This window comes from Rhodococcus sp. NPDC079359, from assembly GCF_040702585.1.
GTDB lineage: Bacteria > Actinomycetota > Actinomycetes > Mycobacteriales > Mycobacteriaceae > Rhodococcoides.
Map to the genome: position 1 here is coordinate 546,851 of NZ_JBFBLH010000002.1, position 17,296 is coordinate 564,146.

A 17,296-nucleotide genomic window follows, 5' to 3' on the forward strand; every position below is an offset into this window, starting at 1 on the left:
TCGATTCAGGAGCCATCTGTCATGACCAGCATCAGCCCCGCCGACCGCCGTTCGTCTGCCGGTGACGGCGAAGACCTGCACGACATCGCTCAGCGGGTGCTGTGGTTGTCGACGTCGATGATTCACCATGCCAATCGAATTCGGCCCAACCCGACAGGGTTGAAGGTCGGCGGCCACCAGGCGTCCTGCGCGTCGATGGTCTGGATCATGACCTCACTGTGGTTCGAGCAGCTGCAGCCCGGCGACCGCGTGTCCGTCAAACCCCACGCCTCGCCTGTGCTGCACGCGATCAACTACCTTCTGGGCGAGTTGGACGAGAAGTACCTGACGACTCTCCGCTCGTACGGCGGACTGCAGTCCTACCCGTCCCGGGCCAAGGACCCCGACACCGTCGACTACTCCACCGGATCGGTCGGCATCGGTGCCACGGCCCCGATCTGGGGTGCGATGTCCCGACGCTTCGTCGAGGGCCGGTTCGGTGCCGACGACTCCGCCCCCAGGACTTCGGGATTCAGCGGACGACAGTACTCACTGGTCGGTGACGCAGAACTCGACGAAGGCGCAGTCTGGGAAGCCGTCATCGACCCGGGCATCACCGAGCTCGGCGAGATCGTGTGGATCGTCGACCTGAACCGGCAGTCGCTGGACCGAGTGGTCCCCAACATCGCGGCGCGGCGGCTCGAGAAGATGTTCGACGCTGCCGGCTGGCAGGTCATCACCGTCAAGTTCGGCCGACTGCTCGAAGACCTCTTCGCCAAGCCGGGCGGCGACGCACTCCGCAACCGAATTCTGGACATGCCGAACCCCGAATATCAGCGCTTGCTGCGCTGCAGCGCCGACGAGGTGCGCACCCGCCTTCCAGGATCCGGACCCGACGCCGCAGCAATCGCCGAACTGATCGCCGATCTCGACGACACACTGCTGACCGAGTCGATTCGCAACCTCGGCGGACACGATCTGGATGCGTTGCGCGAGGCCTACTCTCGCATCGACGACACCCGGCCCACCGTGATCGTGGCGTACACGGTCAAGGGCTTCGGACTGCCCACTCAGGGGCACCCCCAGAACCACTCCTCGCTGTTGACCGTTGACGAGTACGCGGAGCTCGCTCGCACCCTCGACCTTGATCCCGCTGCGCCCTGGGGCCGTTTCGACGAAGACAGTGCTGCCGGGCGACTGTGCGCTGCCACCGCGGAACGGCTGCGCCGCGAACCGGTTCCGGCGTCGACTCCCCCTGCCGTTCCCACCGACATCGGCCGCACACCGAAGGGCACCGCCACCACTCAGGCTGCCCTCGGCCGCACGCTGATAGACCTCACTCGTGAGGCCCCGGAAGCAGCGAAAAGGGTTGTGACAGTGAGCCCCGACGTCAGCTCCACCACCAACCTCGGCGGCTGGGTCAACAAGGTCGGCGTGTGGTCCTCCTCCGATCGACACGACTGGTTCGGCGACGACGCCGAGACGATCATGCACTGGCGCGAGGGACCGAGCGGTCAGCACATGGAACTCGGCATCGCCGAGACCAACCTCGTCGGACTGATGGGCGAACTCGGTGCCACCTGGAGCCGATGGGGACAGCCGCTGTTCCCGATCGGCGTCATGTACGACCCGTTCGTCGAACGCGCCCTCGAACCGTGGTCGTACGGCATCTACGCCGGCGGTCAATCGATCCTCGTCGGCACACCGTCCGGCGTCACTCTGGCCGCGGAAGGCGGTGCGCACCAATCGATCAAGACACCGTCGATCGGTCTCGAACAACCAGGCTGCATCAGCTACGAACCCGCATTCGCCATCGACGTCGAATGGACCCTGCTCGCCAGCATCGCGCGGCTGGGCCGGCCCGACGGGACCTCGGCCTACCTACGGTTGTCGACGCGACCCGTCGACCAGTCGAAGGCCGACGTCCCCACCGACCCGGCGGCACGAGAACGTCGCCGACGCCAGGTCGTGGCCGGCGGATACCCGCTGGTGCGTAGGGACGGTGCGACGGTGACCATCGCGGCGATGGGAGCAGTGATCACCGAAGCACTCGAGGCCGCCGAGCGACTGAGCAAGGTCGGCGTGATCGCAGACGTTCTGTGCATCACCAGCCCAGGCGAGCTCTACCGCGCACTGCAAGCCAGGCAGGGACGCGGTGTCGGAGAATCGTGGATTCTCGATCAGCTCCTGCCCGCCGATCGGGCGACGCCCATGGTGACCGTGCTCGACGGCCACCCGCACACTCTCGCGTTCCTCGCCACGGTCAACCGAGTGGCCTCGACGTCGTTGGGCGTGAGCAACTTCGGACAGGTGGGATCACTCGACGAGGTGTACAAGCACCACAAGATCGATACCGACTCCATCGTCGGCGCCGCACTCGACGTCACCGATCACTGACCGGGCCGACCCACCGACCGTCGAGGAGCTACCCAGATGACACTGCCTCACGGGTGCGGAACCTGATGCCTACCGTGGCAATCGCGACCACCACTGCGGCGAGAACGGCTGCCCAAGCGACAGTCGTATCGACCACCTCACCGGAGAAGCGGCCCTGCGCCAACCATCCCAATCCCCAGACGATCGCCAACATCGGTGCGACCGCACCACCGGAGAACTGGGCCAGAAACACCCCGACACCGGCAGCCACCACGAGCACGATGACCGCCCATACCGTTGCACCACTGGTGAATCCGAGACTCACCAGCCACGCGGAGACGTTCGCGATCGTCGCCACACACACCCACCCGAGGTAGATCCCCATCGTGCCGTCGGTGATCACCGCGTCGGCCACACCCTCCGGTCGATACTGCTGCATCAGCACGAACACGCGGACGAGCACCGCCAGCAAGGCGACGATGACGATCACGCTCAGCCACACCTGGCCGAACTGGATCACGAGAATCCACGCGGGATTGAGCAACATCGACGCGACGATCGGTGCACGCAACGCGTCGTGACGTGCGGTGCGACCGGGTAGGAACTGCCAGACGGCGTAGGCGATGAGTCCGGTGTAGATGACCGACCAGATCGAGAATGCCGGGCCCGCGGGTGCCACCAGCGTGGACGTGGCACTGAGCGCCCCGCCCGCCGCCTCGGCGATCGGCGTTCCGATCCACGCACCGGACCCCAGAAACGACACCACGACTGCTACGACCGCACTGACGACGACCACTGTTTTCATAGCAGCACTGATCCCCTGAATACGACGGTCGCAAACACCGCTGCCGAGTTGCCGACCCGAATCGGCCGCCACTCACGACCTGGTCGACGATGTCCGCCGGAAGCACACGGGCAGTTGAGGCTGCCGATTCCCGCCAGGGTCTGGTAGACACGCGAGGGTGAATGCCATCAGTGGTCCGAATCGAGCTCGACGCGTCGGAGCCGTTCTCGCGGCGTCCACCTGCGCGCTCGTCGGGTGCAGCTCCCCGCCCGCGCCCTCGGTCACGGTCACGCCCGCCGAGACGACGACCGCACCGGCCCCGCAGTACGACTTCACCGGAGTGCCGGGCACCGTTCTCGATTCCGAGGACTTCGGCGATCGATCGACGGAGCTCTCCGCCACCGGAGCCACGCTGTACCGATTCGTCTACGAGTCCACGTCGGGTGTCGACAATTCCCCCACGGCGGTCTCGGGTGTGGCAGCCGTTCCGGCAGGCACCCCACCCGCGGGCGGTTGGCCGACCGTCGTCTACGGGCACGGCACCACAGGAATTCAGGCCGACTGCGGACCCACCCTGTATCCCGATCTACTCGGCTACCAATTCGCTGTGCAGGACTTCACCGAACTCGGATACGTCACCGTGCTGCCCGATTACCAGGGCCTGGGCACCGGCGGCGGCACCCACCCGTACCTGGAACCGCGCACCTCGGGACACAACATGATCGACGCGGCCCGCGCCGCCCAGAGCGCACTGCCGGACATGTCCACCCGCTGGGCCGCTGTCGGGTTGTCGCAGGGTGGCCAAGCAGCCTGGGCTGCAAACGAACTCGCCGCTACCTACGGTCAGGGCCTCGACCTGGTGGGATCGGTGTCGCTGTCGCCGCCGACGGACCTGACGCCCCTGGTGCAGGCGGCAACGGACGGAAACCTCACCAGACCGCAGAAGGAGCTGCTGCCGTACCTGCTCTACGGCGCACAGCAAGTCGACCCGACGATCGATCCGATGGACTACAGCGGCACCGTCGCGGAGGCCAACAACGAGCTGCTGCTCACCTGCTCGGGCGGAGACACGGACGGCAAGGAGCGAGCCGTCGAGGCAATGGCTCCGGACGAGTTCGCCGCCGACTCAGCGCAATCCGAGCAACAGCTGCTCGACGTGATCGGCCGCTACACACTCCCCCAGGTGCGAACCGAGGTGCCGATGTTCGTGGCCTACGGCGCGAAGGACGACATCGTGCTGCCGCAGTGGACCGCCGACGGTGTCGAAAAAGCTTGCGCTCTGGGTGATCCGATCGTCGCGCAGGAACAACCCGAGCAAGGCCACGACGTCAGCGACGAGGCCGCCATGCAATTCCTGGCTGCCGTGTTCGCAGGCCAATCGGTGCCAAGCACATGCTGACTAGCGGCTCCGCGACGGAGAGAATCACCGAGTACACCCATGACGGATGGGTGTTCGACGTCCTCGACCAAGGCCCGCTCGACGGCCCGATCGTGTTGCTACTGCACGGATTTCCGGAGCGGGCATCGTCGTGGTCCGCGGTGATGGCCGTTCTGAACGAACACGGATTCCGCACTGTCGCACCGGATCAGCGTGGGTACTCACCGCGGGCCCGACCGAAGCGGCGACGGGACTATCGCATCGGAGCGTTGGTCGGCGATGTCGCCGCCCTGATCCAGGTGATCGGCCAACCCGTTCATCTGGTCGGACACGATTGGGGAGCGAACATCGCCTGGGTCACCGCAGGCCGACACCCTCGACTCGTTGCGTCACTGACTGCGTTCTCGGTTCCGCATCCCGGCTCGTTCATGACCGCGATGCTCACCTCGAAGCAAATTCTGCACTCCTGGTACTTCGCGTTCTTCCAACTGCCGCTACTGCCCGAGAAATGGATGATGCGTCCCGGCGCACGGGCCGAGAAGTGGTACGAGCGCAGCGGAATGACCGAAGACGACCTCGAACGAACGAAGACGCAGATCGTCGACTACGGCGCACTGCCCTTCGCCGTTACCTGGTACCGCGGACTTCCGTTCTCGAACCCGAGCATCGGCCGTCTGCGCATCACCGTGCCGACGTCGATGGTGTGGAGTGACGGAGACACCTTCATCGGACGATCCGCCGTCGACAATGCACAGCGCTACGTCGACGCTGCATACACCTTGACCGTGTTACCCGATGTGTCGCACTGGATTCCAACACAGGCATCGGATGCGGCCGCCGCAGCAGTGTTGCGGTCGATCGCCCTCAGCGGCGCGTGACCGCTCCACAACCGGAGGCATACTGCACCATGGACACCACCGGCCTGCTCACTGAACTCGTCGCCACGAGCACCGTTTCCGGCGACCCCGCACCACAGCGACTGACCATGAACACGGTTCTGTCGCTGCTTCGAGCGCGCACTCCGATGCTGACCGTGGAAGGCGACACCGACGGTCCGCACCCGTGGATGCTGATAACCAACGAGGCACCTCCCGAGACGACGCGGCTGATGTTCGCCTGTCACGTCGACACCGTCCCGCCCGGCGACCTGAAGCACTGGCAGTTCGATCCGTTCGTCGCCGACATCGAGGACGGCGTCCTACGCGGCCGAGGCACCTCGGACATGAAGGCCGGTCTCGTGGCGGCCACCGCCGCAGTGCTCAACGCCATCCACGACGGCGTCCCGGTCGCATTCCTGCTCACCAGCGACGAGGAGATCGGATCGCTCGGCGCGCAGGCCGCCCGCCACGCCGTCGCCGACTGCAGCGTCGGAGCCGTCGTAGTTCCGGAGGCCACAGGGAACCGCGTACACCTCGGCCATCGCGGTGCGTTGTGGGTCGACGTGTTCACCGCAGGCGTTGCCGCACACGGCAGTACACCGCAACGCGGCGAGAGCGCCATCTTCAAACTCGTCGACGTGTTGGCGCGCGCAAAAGAGGAACTGCCGCTCGCCTCGGATGCATTCCTGGGCGCGGAAACGTTCAACGTCGGACTGATCGACGGCGGTTCGGCCCCCAACATCGTGCCCGACGCTGCCCACGTGGTGATCGACCACCGTACCGTCGGCGATGGCCGGGATCTGCTGGCCTGGTGGAGGGATCAGCCGGAAGTGGATCGTATCGACGCGCGGATCGACCTCCCCGGAGTACGCACCACGCCGGACAACAACTGGATCTCCGCACTCCCGAATCCCGTTGCAGCAGAGCCGGTCACCTACTTCACCGACGCATCCATCCTGGCCGCCGCGGCCCCGTCGGCCCCGATCGTGGTGTGGGGACCGGGCACGCCGGCGCTGATGCACGCGGCCGACGAGAGCGTGTCCTTGGCCGAACTCGACGCCGCTGTCGCCGCCTACGGCGCGGTGACTCGAGCCTGGCCTACGGTCGACTGACGCACCACCAGTTCAGGTTTGAGCGCGATGTGCGCGGTACCGGTGAGGTCGGTGTTCATCGCCTGATCCAGCAGCCGCGTCGCCTCGGCAGCGATCCGTTCCTGGGGCTGCCTGATGGTGGTGATCGGCGGATTGCTCAAGGCGGAGAACGGAATGTCGTCGAAGCCCGTCACCATGATGTCCGACGGTACGGCGAGCCCCAGCGCCTGGCAGCTCTGCAGCACGCCCAGCGCGATCAGGTCGTCTGCACACACCACCGCGTCCGGACGAGACGCCGATGCCAGCATCGCCCGGGATGATTCGCGTCCCCAGTCGATCGAGTAGTCGCCCAGCTGGGTCCACTCCTCTCGCGTCTCGATGCCGACGCGGGCGGCGTGCCGAAAGAAGCCGGCCCGGCGCAGCTCGGTGGAGGAGTTGGTGAGCTCCGAGCTGATGAACGCGGCGCTGCGTGCGCCCTGGGCGGCAAGGTGATCCATCAGAAGTGCCTGCGCCGCATCGTCGTCCACGCCTACCCAGTCGGTGTGCGTGTCGAGGGCGAATCGGTCCAGTTGGACGACGGGGATCGCGCGAGCCGAGGCTCGGACGGCGTCGGCGGATCGTTCACCATGGCACGGGCTGATGATGATGCCATCGACCTGACGAGAGACCAGGCTTCGCAGGCGCTGCGCTTCGACGGCCGGATCCGAGCGCGAATCGCAGAGGAACAGTTGCAGTCCACGCTGCGAGAGCACGTGTTCCACGTTGACGACGAGCGAGGTGAAGAACGGGTTGGCGATGGACGGAACCACCATGCCGATGGTGTCGGTGCGATTGCGACGCAGCGAGCTGGCGATGATGTTTCCGGAGTAGCCCAGCTCGTCCGCTGCTCGCCGGATGGCCGCGGCGACCTCCTCCGAGACCGGCCGAGAACCCGACAGTGCCCGCGACACCGTGGCCGTCGAGACGCCCGCACGTTCGGCGACGTCGCGAATCGTTGCCTTGCGCATCCGACTCCTAGTCTTTGGTGTGGCCTGAGGGTAGCGAACCGTGGACACCGTCCGGTCTGGTTAACACGATAGAGGCAATCGTTTACATAAACGACTCGAGAATTCCTTGACATGAACGGGTGCTGATCCCCTACGGTGCATATACGCAAGGTAATCGATTACATGCCCGACTCGATTGCCCCGATCCCAGGAGCCACCCACGTGAGCACGCCCCCTCCGGAAGCCAGCCCGACGTCGTCGCTGGGAGTATTTCCGTCCAAGCCGTCGGCGCTTGCCGACATCGTCGCCACCACCCCCGCCCTCATCGGGGCCATCCACCTCCTCGCGCTCCCGGGAAGCCCGCACTACAAGGGCCAGCCCGTCGCCGAGATCGCGGCCTTCGCAGTCGCCGAGGCACACGCCTACATCGACAACGGCTTCGACGCGGTCATCGTCGAAAACCACTGGGACATACCGTTCCTCAAGCCCGGTGAGCACGGCTACGAAACTGCGGCCACGATGGGCGTCGTCACCGCCGCCGTGGTCGCGGAATTCGGCCGAGCCGTCGGCGTCAGCATCCTGTCCAACGCAGGCGAATGCGGCGTGGCCGCAGCGTGGGCCGCAGGCGCGAGCTTCGTCCGCGTCAACCAGTGGGCCAACGCGTACATCGCCAACGAGGGCTTCATCGAGGGCCAGGCCGCCAAGACCACTCGCTTCCGCCATCGCATCGGAGCCACCCCGGTCAAGATCTTCGCCGACGTGCACGTCAAGCACGGTGCGCACGCCATCGTCGCCGACCGCACCATCGCCGAGCAGACCGAGGACGCCGAGTTCTTCGACGCCGACGTCCTCATCGCCACCGGCTCACGCACCGGCGACGCCGCCTCGGTGGACGAGGTGTCGGTGATCAGGAACAACACCGTGCTCCCGGTCATCATCGGTTCCGGAATCACCGCGGGCAACGTGGGCGATCTGATGAAGGAGTGCGACGGTGCCATCATCGCCTCCTCGGTCAAGGAGAACGCGCGCTGGTGGGGCCGGGTGGACGGCGACAAGGTACGCGCCGTCGCCCGCGCAGCAGGAAAGTAGCGCATGATCGTCTTCTTCGGCTACGCCAACAGCGATGTGACGGTGCATGTTCCGCACGTGCCGGTGCTCGGCGAACGGGTTCAGGCGACGGCTGTCGACACCATCGACGGGGGCATGACCGCCAACGCCGCCGTCGCCGCCGCCCGTATGGGTGCCCGGGTCGCCTTCGCCGGAGCCGTCGGACCGGACCCGCGTTCGACGCAGTTTCTCGCCACACTCGAACACGACGGTGTCGACACCAGCTGGTCACCGCGTGACGCATTCCTTTCCACCGCAGTGGTTCTCATCGCCGACGGCGGCGACCGATCCATCATCAGCCAGGACGACGCCAACGACGCCACCCGGTTGGCTGCGGTGCTCGCCACTCTCGCCGAGGGCGGCGGCCGGCTCTTCCTCGACGGCTATCGAGCAGCGATGCTGCCCGCCGAACTCCCCCCGAACGTCAGCCTCGCAATCGACCTCGACGGCTGCGAGGACGCCGATGCCGCACTGCGGGCATTCGCTCTCGCCGACCACGTGATAGTCGGACGCAGTCTCTGGCAGAACAGCTTCGGCATCGAGGCCGAGCGGTGGTCGACGCTGACCGCCGAGCACGACACCCACCTCGTCGTCACCGACGGCGAACACGGGTGGACCCTGGTCACGCCTACGGGCGAGACCGTCACCGAACCCGCGGTGCGCGTCGACATCGTCGACGCCGTCGGCGCGGGCGACTGTTTCTGCGGTACCTACATCGCCTTCGTGGACGCAGGCACACCACCGGCCGACTCGGCACGTCTCGCGGGAGCGTCGGCAGCCCTCGCCTGCGCCACCCCCGGTCCACGCGGCTGCCCCAGCCTCACCGAACTGACCCAATTCACCTCCACGCACGCACCATTCGACCTCCAGGAGATCCCATGATCAAACGCGCACTCCCTCTCGTTCTCGGTGCTGCCGTGGCGCTGACGCTCACGTCCTGCGATTCCGCCGCTCCCAGCGATACCGCCGGCGGGACCGACGCGGCCGCGTCGTCGATCCCCGAGCCCACCCGCGTCGCCGAATCCTGCGAGGGCAACAACGGCACCCTCAAGATCGGCCTGGTGACGATCAACCTTCAGGCCCTGTTCTTCAACCAGATCAACAACGCAGCTCAGAACGTGGCCGATCAAGCCGGTGTCGATCTCCAGATCATCAGCGGCAACGACGATTCCGTCACACAGGCCAACGCGTTCGACAACCTCATCGCCTCCGGCGTCGACGCCATCATCGTCGACGCGATCGACACCGACGGCATCAAGCCGTCCGTGGCCAAGGCAGCTGCCGCGGGAATCCCCGTCGTCGCCGTCGACGCCACCGTCGACGATCCGGCCATCTCCACCCAGGTGGGCACCGCCAACGCCGAGGGCGGAGCGCAGATCGGCGACACCCTGGCCGAGCTCGCGAACGACACCGGCACCGTCGGTATCGTCGGCGCGCTCAACAGCACCATCCAGCTCGAACGCCAGAAGGGCTTCACCGACACCGTCTCCGCCGCAGGCATGACCGTCGGAACAGTGGTCGACGGTCGCAACATCCAGGAGAACGCGCAAACCGCCGCGGAGAACCTGCTCACCGGTAATCCGGACATGGAATACGTCTACGCCACCGGCGAACCCGCGCTCATCGGTCTCGTTGCCGCAGTGAACAGTCAGAGCGCACAGGACCGGGTCAAGGCCGTCGGATGGGACCTGTCGGATCAGGCCGTCACCGCGCTCCAGGCCGGCTGGCTCGAAGGCGTCGTACAGCAGAACACCTTCGAATTCGGTTACGAGGCAATGAATGCCGCCATCGACCTCGGCTGCGGACGCACCGCCCCCACAGACATCCCTGTCCCGACGCAGATCGTCACCCCGGCGAACGTCGGCGACTACATGTACTACCTGGAGAAGTAGAGCCATGACACAACAGCTTTCACCGGATCCACCCCTGATCGAACTCTCCGGAATCACCAAGTCGTACGGCCCGGTCAAATCACTGCGCGGAGTCGATCTCAGGCTCGGACGCGGCGAGGTACTCGGAGTCGTCGGAGACAACGGCGCCGGCAAGTCGACGCTCATGAAAATCCTTGCCGGCGCCGTTCAACACGACGGCGGTGAGATGCGCGTCGACGGCAACCCGGTGCGCTTCTCGACGCCGCTCGACGCACAACAGAAGAAGATCGGCATCGTCTACCAGGATCTCGCCCTGTGCGACACCCTCGACGTCGCCAGCAACCTGTTCCTCGGACGCGAGCCCAGGAAGGGTCCGTTCCTCGACCGGCACGGCATGCACGAGCGGGCCGCGAAGATCCTGGCGGACCTGCACGTGAAGGTGAAGTCGACGTACCAGGAGATCGGGCAGCTCTCGGGCGGACAACGTCAGACCGTTGCCATCGCCCGCGCCGTGTCGTTCCGTCCCGACGTGCTGATCCTCGACGAGCCAACGGCGGCACTGGCCGTCGCCGAGGTGGAGTCGGTACTGAAACTCATCACGGACGTCGCGGCCCAGGGCGTCGGCGTCATCCTCGTGACGCACCGACTGCAGGACCTGTTCCGCGTCTGCGACCGCATCACCGTCATGTACGAGGGCCAGAGCGTCGACGACGTCCCCATCGGGGACCTGAACATCGAATCCCTCGTCGGCCTCATCACCCGTACCCCGGTACCCACGCACTCCACGTCCCGGCCGGGAGGCCCCTCATGACGATTCTCGACAAGAACGCTCCACCCAGCGTGGAGAAGCTCGCCAGCAGACCCACCCTGTGGCAGCAGGCGAACAAGCCGACGCTGGCCATGCTGGCCGTCACCGTCGCCGTCGCCGCGATCTTCTCGGTCACCACATCGTCGTTCCTGACGTTCACCAACATCTCGAACCTCGCGACGCAGATCGCTCCGGTTCTGATCATCGCCGTCGCCATGACGTTCGTGATCACCACCGGTCAGATCGATCTCTCCGTCGGGGCGACGGTGGCGTTCGTCGCTGCGATGAGCGCCGAGCTGATCCAGGCCGGCGTCGACTCCTCGGTGGTCTTCGTGGCAGCGCCCTTGATGGGGGCCACGTGGGGTCTGGTCAACGGTTGGCTCGCTGCCTACCAGGGCATTCCACCGTTCATCGTCACCCTCGCGACGCTGTCCATCATTCGCGGCATCGCGCTGTACCGCACCGAGGGATTCTCCGTCCCGATCACTCCCGGTACGGCGTTCGCCAAGCTGGGCACCGCATCGTGGCTCGGGTTCTCGGCCAGCGCCTGGATCGCACTCGGCGTGGTGATCATCGGCGCAATCGCCCTCAACCGCACTCGATTCGGCCGCTACGTCACCGGGATCGGCTCCAACGTCGAATCCGTTCGCCGCTCGGGCGTCAACACCCGCCGAGTGCTGATGATGACGTTGGTGTTCACCGGTCTCGCCGCGGGCATCGCCGGACTTCTCATCGCAGCTCGGCTGGGATCCGGATCGGCCAACTCCGCCAACGGATTCGAGCTCACCGTCATCACCGCGGTTGTACTCGGTGGCACCAATCTCTTCGGTGGACGCGGCACCGTGATCGGAACCGTCATCGGCGCGGTCCTCACCGGCATCATCGCCAACGGCCTCACCCTGCTGGGCGTCAGTCCATTCCTGACTCCCATCATCACCGGTGTCGTTCTGCTGATGGCGATCTGGATCAACATGCGCGGACATTCCCTGGCATCGCTGTTCAAGCACCTGCAGACTGCGCCGGGGAAGCAGTGATCGTCACCACCGTCACCGGACCGATCGAATCCGATCGGCTCGGGCTCGTCCTACCGCACGAACACCTGCACAACGACGCTTCCGTCGCGTACTCACCGTCGCCGGATCCTGTTGTTGCGCAGATCCTCGCCGGCCCGGTCGCCTCGGAGAACGCGTGGCTGTTGCACGACAACCCGTACCACAGCGCCGACAACTGCCGAGTCGACGATGCAGCCGGGGTTCTCGACGAGCTGAAGACGTTCGCGGACAACGGAGGAACGACGATCGTCGACCTGACACCTCCGGGTATCGGCCGTCGACCACAGATTCTCGCCGACTACTCACGCCGGTCCGGTGTTCGGGTCGTCATGGGCTCGGGCTGGTATCTCGAGTCGACGCATCCGCCCGAGGTGGCCGCACTCGGCATCGACGCACTCGCCGCGTCGCTCGTCTCCGAGTTCACCGTCGATACGGATGCGCCGAAGCCAGGCGTGATCGGCGAGATCGGAATCTCGCCGTCGTTCACCGAGAACGAGGCGAAAGCGCTCCGCGCAGCATGCGTCGCTCAACGGGAGGTGAAGGTGCCGCTGTTCGTTCATCTTCCGGGTTGGAAGCGCTATGGACCGGCGGTACTCGATATCGTTCTGGACGAGATGGGTGTCGATCCGGGCGCGGTGGTGCTGTGCCACATGGATCCGTCGGGCAACGATCCCGATTACCAGTGTGCACTCGCCGATCGCGGCGTCTTTCTCGAATTCGACATGATCGGTATGCCCTTCGAGTTTCCCGGGGAGGGGCAGTCGCCGCCACCCGCCGAGACTGCCCTCGCCGTGGTGGGTCTGGTCGGTGGCGGATACGGAGCGCAACTCCTCCTCAGCCACGACCTGTTCCTCAAATCGATGTTGCGTAAGTACGGAGGCAATGGATTGGCCTATGTGCCGGTCTCTTTCGCCGCTCGGCTGGTTCGCAACGGACTGGATCCGCAGCGCGTGTCCTCACTCATGCAAGACAACCCGAGGTCGCTCTTCGAGCAGGCCGGAAAAGGATAGAGAAGCGTCATGGGTAAGAAAGTTCTGATCGCCGGTGAAAGCTGGATGACGTCGTCCACCCACGTCAAGGGTGTCGACGAGTTCACCGTGCATTCCTACGTCGAAGGCGTCGGCCCACTGCGGGACGCGCTGGCCTCCCGTGGGCACGAGGTGGTGCACATGCCGGCGCACCTGGTACCCACCCAGTTCCCCGGTAACGCAGAAGCGCTGTCGGAGTTCGACGTGGTGGTGCTTTCCGATATCGGTGCCAACTCGATTCAATTGGCACCCAATGTTTTCGACCGCTTCCAGGCGGGCGAGGATCGATTGGTCGAGCTTCGGAACTGGGTGCACGACGGCGGTGCGCTGATGATGATCGGCGGATACCTCTCGTTCTCCGGATTTCAGGCTCGGGCCGCGTTCCGGCAGACGGCCCTCGCCGACGCACTCCCGGTGACGATGCTCCCGGAGGACGATCGGGTGGAGACGCCCGGTGGAATGATTCCCGTCGTCGTCGACGGAACCCACCCCACCGTGAGCGGCAGCGGCACCGAGTGGCCTGCCCTGCTCGGCTACAACCGCGTGATCGCCAAGGACGGGGTTGCCGTACCGGCCACCATCGACGGCGATCCGCTGGTGGCGGCGGGCACCTACGGCAAGGGCCGCTCCGCAGTGTTCACCTCGGACTGCTCACCGCACTGGGCACCGCCGGAGTTCTGCGAACAATGGCTCGGATACACGGATCTGTTCGACGGCCTGATCACCTGGTTGTCCGAGAGATGACTCGCTCCGCCGAACTGACTGCGCGGCAGCATCGCAATCTCGCTGCCGCGCAGCGTGTCCGCTTCATCACCGACTCGATCGACGGCACGTTGCGCGACGACGACTTTCGGCGCTACCTGGTGATCGAGGAAGCATTCGTGCTCACCGCGGTGCGCATTCTCGGGCTCGTGGTCGCGGAGTCGACGTCGTTGGACGACGCCACCGATCACGTGACGTCGCTGTCCAACCTTGTCGGCGAGCAGCGCGAATATTTCGCGGGGCTACGCGAGCAGTTTCCGTACGACGGTGACGTGGACGAATTGATCGAGAGCTCGTCCGTTCTGTCGAACTACGCACTGGGACTTGCTCGTAAGGACGGTAGAGCCGCAGCTCTGGTCGCAATGTTCGCCGCCGAAACCCTGTATCTGTCTTGGTGTCGCGCGGCGATGGACAAATCTGTCGATCGTGAATCGGCACTGCAGGAGTGGATCGAGATGCATACCCGCCCCGCGTTCGTCGCGCAGGTGGACGCGTTGGCCCGAGAAGTCGACGCGATGGACGAGGTGGACGACGCGACCCTGGACGCGTGGTTCGTCGGAATGTTGGCTGCCGAGATGGAATTTCACGACGCCGCGATTACCCACGACAGTGGTGTGGACAAGCGCCACTGAAGGCACCTATCCGCACCACTGCCGTAGGCGCTCAGCTTGCCTGGGTCTCGATGGTTCGTTGCGTGTTGTCGTGGGCGATCTCGATCTTGCGCGGCTTGGCCCGCTCTGCCAGCGGGATGGTGACCGTCAGGACGCCGTTGTCGTAGGACGCCGAGATCTTCTCCGCGTCGACCCCGTCACCGAGCGAGAGCTGGCGACGATACGTTCCGGCAAATCGCTCCGACGAAAGCCACTGCACGCCATCACTGGTGGGTGCGGTTCGATGCGCGGTCAACGTGAGAGTGCCGCGATCGACGTCGACATCGATCGAGCCCGGATCGACACCCGGGAGGTCTGCGTTGAGGACGTAGTGATCGTCGAGCTTGTAGAGGTCCATGGGCATGAACCTGGGTGCACGGTCCGAACCACTGGTCGCGCCGAGCATCCCGGCAGCAATCGAGTCGAGGTCACGGAACGGATCGAAGCGAAGCACAGCAACCACCTCCTGAACGACGATGCGTCCGCCCCTGTAGCGGCCGCGTCTTCACTGTGCGAGTCCCAAATTAGCACTCTCCACCCACGAGTGCCAAGAGGGAATTTGCTCCGCAGTGGTGTGGCTGAGTGCCGCCCAGGGCACTCGACCACACCACTGCCGCAGGCACTTACAGTCGTTCGATGATGGTCGCGTTCGAGAGCCCTCCCGCTTCGCACATCACCTGCAGCCCGAATCGCTGCTCACGTTCGGCGAGGGCGTGAACCATGGTCGTCATGATGCGCGCACCGCTGCCGTCCTCGATCTACAGAACGGGCCGGATCGTGATCGCCTGAGCGTTGTGCGATGCCCCGCGATGCGGTCAACTGGTTCTGCAGGATCGACCCGATCAGCAATGGTGCAGCACTCCGAGGAGACGACCCGATCATGAACATTTCGGTACATCAAGTGGTCCTCGACTGCACCGACACCCGTGAGTCAGCCGAGTTCTACCGGCAACTACTCGGATTCGAATACGTGCCCGGCGACGCCGAACCGATCAATCCGGATTGGCTCGCGATCACCGCACCCGACGGTTCGTGGCGCATCGCGTTTCAGCAGGTCGACGCACTTCCGGCCGCAACGTGGCCGGACGGCGAACACCCTCAAATGCTGCACCTGGACTTCCGCGTCGACACTGTCGCGCAACTCGACGAAGAGCATTCGCGTGCAATGGGTTTGGGAGCTACTCTGCTTCGGGATCTGCACGACGACCCGGTGGAGCCGATCCGAATCTATGCCGACCCGGCCGGCCATCCATTCTGCATCTTCGTGGGGGGGATGAACCCAGAACACATCTACGCCCCTCGCATGAATTCACGCCCGCTACAGGGGGTGCGGATTCCAACGAAGGGCGTAAATACCACTGCACCCTGCAGATCAGCTCCCCACATTCGGATACCCGACGCCGATCGGAGTCAGAAATCCAAAACTGGGGAGCCGATCCGCGGCAGAGGCGAACCAACTAAGCCGTCAAGTGGTGTGATTGAGTGCCGCCCAGGGCACCTAATCACACCACTGCCGCAGGCATTCAGCCCAATTGCACTGTTGCCGTAGCGCGGTGGCCGAAGATTCGCTTGCCCTCGAATGTTGCGCCCAGTGAGATCACTGCAGTACGCGTCGCCTCGTCCTTGGACTTGATCTTGCCGGTGAAGACGATTTCGGCGGCCTTGTGGGTGTCCACGGGGATGGGGGTGGTGAAGCGGACGGTGTAGTCCTTCACTGCGCCCGGGTCGCCGAGCCACTCGGTGACGTAGCCCCCGCCGACGCCCATCGTGAGCATCCCGTGGGCCAGCACGTTCTCGAGATCGATCAGCTTGGCGAACTGCTCACTCCAGTGAATCGGGTTCGCGTCGCCGGCAACGCCTGCGTAGTTGACCAGATCACCGCGGGTCAGGCGCACCGTGCGCGGCGGCAGTTCGTCTCCGACGTTCACGTCGTCGAACTTCTGAGTCGGCCGACCCCGGTACTCCTCGACGATCAGCGGCTCGTGCTCCTGCGGAGTGGACAGTGTGTCGCTCTGGCCGGAATCGGCTCCGCCGACGTCCGTCGTCGCACCGAACATCACCAAGTTCTTCGCAGACTCGGCGATGGCCGGATCGATCTCGCCGGACCGACCGACGAGGAGCGTGGTGTACGTGGTCTGCACCAATTCGTTCTTCTGATTGGACACGACGTTCTTGGTGACCATCATGTCGCGACCCATGACCGTCTTGAACGAATCGAGCGAGACATCGCATGTCAGTTGGTCGCCGGCAAGGATCGGCTTCTGGAACACCAGCACCTGATCGGTCTGCAGAATCTGGCTCAGGTCGTAGCCCTCGGCGATGGACTGGAGAAGCTTCTTCTGCGCGAGGGTGCCGACCAGCGACATGAACGTCAGAGGTGCGACGAGGGCACTGTGACCCAGAGCGGCGGCAGCGTCGCCATCCCAGTGGGCGGGGTGGAAATCCTGGACGGCCCGGGCATACTCACGGACCTTCTCGCGGCCCACCTCGTAGTAGTCCCCGGTGCGGTAGTGATAACCGACCATGCTCCGAGCGTGTTCCGCCGG

General features: G+C 65.1%; 17 protein-coding genes and 1 pseudogene. 13 read left to right on the top strand and 5 right to left on the bottom strand.

The window, feature by feature from the left end; all coding sequences use genetic code 11:
• The first annotated feature begins 21 nt into the window (after window positions 1-21).
• Window positions 22-2,376: a pyruvate dehydrogenase gene (locus AB0362_RS07225; RefSeq protein WP_366235325.1), complete on the top strand. Its 2,355-nt coding sequence runs from the start codon at window positions 22-24 to the stop codon at window positions 2,374-2,376.
• A gap of 28 nt (window positions 2,377-2,404) precedes the next feature.
• On the opposite strand, the gene AB0362_RS07230 is transcribed toward AB0362_RS07225, so the two are convergent.
• Complete coding sequence (locus tag AB0362_RS07230; protein WP_366235326.1) at window positions 2,405-3,160, bottom strand: TspO/MBR family protein; 756 nt, start codon at window positions 3,158-3,160, stop codon at window positions 2,405-2,407.
• A gap of 157 nt (window positions 3,161-3,317) precedes the next feature.
• Here AB0362_RS07230 and AB0362_RS07235 point away from each other — a divergent pair, with 157 nt between their 5' ends.
• Genes AB0362_RS07235 through AB0362_RS07245 form a run of 3 tightly spaced genes read left to right on the top strand, consistent with a single transcriptional unit; the run spans window position 3,318 to window position 6,507 of the window.
• Window positions 3,318-4,538 carry a lipase family protein gene (locus AB0362_RS07235; protein ID WP_317798387.1) on the top strand — a complete coding sequence of 407 codons (1,221 nt, stop codon included), beginning with the start codon at window positions 3,318-3,320 and terminating at the stop codon, window positions 4,536-4,538.
• Entirely contained in the window at window positions 4,532-5,395 is an 864-nt protein-coding gene (locus tag AB0362_RS07240) for an alpha/beta fold hydrolase (RefSeq protein WP_366235327.1), read from the top strand. Before AB0362_RS07235 ends, AB0362_RS07240 begins: the two co-directional genes overlap by 7 nt.
• Window positions 5,392-6,507 carry a M20/M25/M40 family metallo-hydrolase gene (locus AB0362_RS07245; protein WP_366235328.1) on the top strand — a complete coding sequence of 372 codons (1,116 nt, stop codon included), beginning with the start codon at window positions 5,392-5,394 and terminating at the stop codon, window positions 6,505-6,507. The genes AB0362_RS07240 and AB0362_RS07245 overlap by 4 nt, the downstream gene beginning before the upstream one ends.
• Here AB0362_RS07245 and AB0362_RS07250 read toward each other — a convergent pair.
• Window positions 6,468-7,493, bottom strand: coding sequence for a LacI family DNA-binding transcriptional regulator (locus AB0362_RS07250; protein WP_149407014.1), 1,026 nt, complete (start codon window positions 7,491-7,493; stop codon window positions 6,468-6,470). The two genes, AB0362_RS07245 and AB0362_RS07250, sit on opposite strands and share 40 nt — an antisense overlap.
• A gap of 201 nt (window positions 7,494-7,694) precedes the next feature.
• Here AB0362_RS07250 and AB0362_RS07255 point away from each other — a divergent pair, with 201 nt between their 5' ends.
• The 8 genes from AB0362_RS07255 to AB0362_RS07290 are packed head-to-tail and all read left to right on the top strand — an operon-like array spanning window position 7,695 to window position 14,732.
• Window positions 7,695-8,561 (top strand): BtpA/SgcQ family protein, encoded by an 867-nt coding sequence (locus AB0362_RS07255; protein ID WP_366235329.1) that lies wholly within the window; start codon window positions 7,695-7,697, stop codon window positions 8,559-8,561.
• Window positions 8,562-8,564: 3 nt separating this feature from the next.
• Complete coding sequence (locus AB0362_RS07260; RefSeq protein WP_366235330.1) at window positions 8,565-9,461, top strand: carbohydrate kinase family protein; 897 nt, start codon at window positions 8,565-8,567, stop codon at window positions 9,459-9,461.
• On the top strand, window positions 9,458-10,471 hold the full coding sequence (locus AB0362_RS07265) for a substrate-binding domain-containing protein (RefSeq protein ID WP_366235331.1): 1,014 nt from the start codon (window positions 9,458-9,460) through the stop codon (window positions 10,469-10,471). The genes AB0362_RS07260 and AB0362_RS07265 overlap by 4 nt, the downstream gene beginning before the upstream one ends.
• A 4-nt stretch (window positions 10,472-10,475) precedes the next feature.
• Window positions 10,476-11,261, top strand: a complete 786-nt coding sequence (locus AB0362_RS07270) for an ATP-binding cassette domain-containing protein (protein ID WP_068049297.1) — start codon at window positions 10,476-10,478, stop codon at window positions 11,259-11,261.
• A complete protein-coding gene (locus AB0362_RS07275; protein WP_366235332.1) occupies window positions 11,258-12,292 on the top strand; it encodes an ABC transporter permease in 1,035 nt (344 codons plus the stop codon). Before AB0362_RS07270 ends, AB0362_RS07275 begins: the two co-directional genes overlap by 4 nt.
• On the top strand, window positions 12,289-13,320 hold the full coding sequence (locus AB0362_RS07280; RefSeq protein ID WP_366235333.1) for a phosphotriesterase: 1,032 nt from the start codon (window positions 12,289-12,291) through the stop codon (window positions 13,318-13,320). The genes AB0362_RS07275 and AB0362_RS07280 overlap by 4 nt, the downstream gene beginning before the upstream one ends.
• Before the next feature lie 9 nt (window positions 13,321-13,329).
• The gene (locus AB0362_RS07285) at window positions 13,330-14,082 is read left to right on the top strand and encodes a glutamine amidotransferase (protein ID WP_366235334.1); all 753 of its coding nucleotides are present in this window, start codon (window positions 13,330-13,332) and stop codon (window positions 14,080-14,082) included.
• Window positions 14,079-14,732, top strand: coding sequence for a TenA family protein (locus tag AB0362_RS07290; RefSeq protein WP_366235335.1), 654 nt, complete (start codon window positions 14,079-14,081; stop codon window positions 14,730-14,732). Before AB0362_RS07285 ends, AB0362_RS07290 begins: the two co-directional genes overlap by 4 nt.
• Window positions 14,733-14,763: 31 nt before the next feature.
• On the opposite strand, the gene AB0362_RS07295 is transcribed toward AB0362_RS07290, so the two are convergent.
• Together AB0362_RS07295 and AB0362_RS07300 are read right to left on the bottom strand one after the other, a co-directional pair.
• Window positions 14,764-15,204, bottom strand: coding sequence for an Hsp20/alpha crystallin family protein (locus tag AB0362_RS07295; protein WP_149407006.1), 441 nt, complete (start codon window positions 15,202-15,204; stop codon window positions 14,764-14,766).
• Between the two features lie 169 nt (window positions 15,205-15,373).
• Window positions 15,374-15,496 (bottom strand): annotated as a pseudogene (locus AB0362_RS07300) (steroid 3-ketoacyl-CoA thiolase); the annotation flags it as partial.
• Between the two features lie 53 nt (window positions 15,497-15,549).
• Here AB0362_RS07300 and AB0362_RS07305 point away from each other — a divergent pair.
• Complete coding sequence (locus tag AB0362_RS07305; RefSeq protein WP_366235336.1) at window positions 15,550-16,299, top strand: VOC family protein; 750 nt, start codon at window positions 15,550-15,552, stop codon at window positions 16,297-16,299.
• On the opposite strand, the gene AB0362_RS07310 is transcribed toward AB0362_RS07305, so the two are convergent.
• Window positions 16,274-17,275 (bottom strand): fused (3R)-hydroxyacyl-ACP dehydratase subunits HadA/HadB, encoded by a 1,002-nt coding sequence (locus AB0362_RS07310; RefSeq protein ID WP_366235436.1) that lies wholly within the window; start codon window positions 17,273-17,275, stop codon window positions 16,274-16,276. The genes AB0362_RS07305 and AB0362_RS07310 overlap by 26 nt on opposite strands.
• Between the last annotated feature and the right edge of the window lie 21 nt (window positions 17,276-17,296).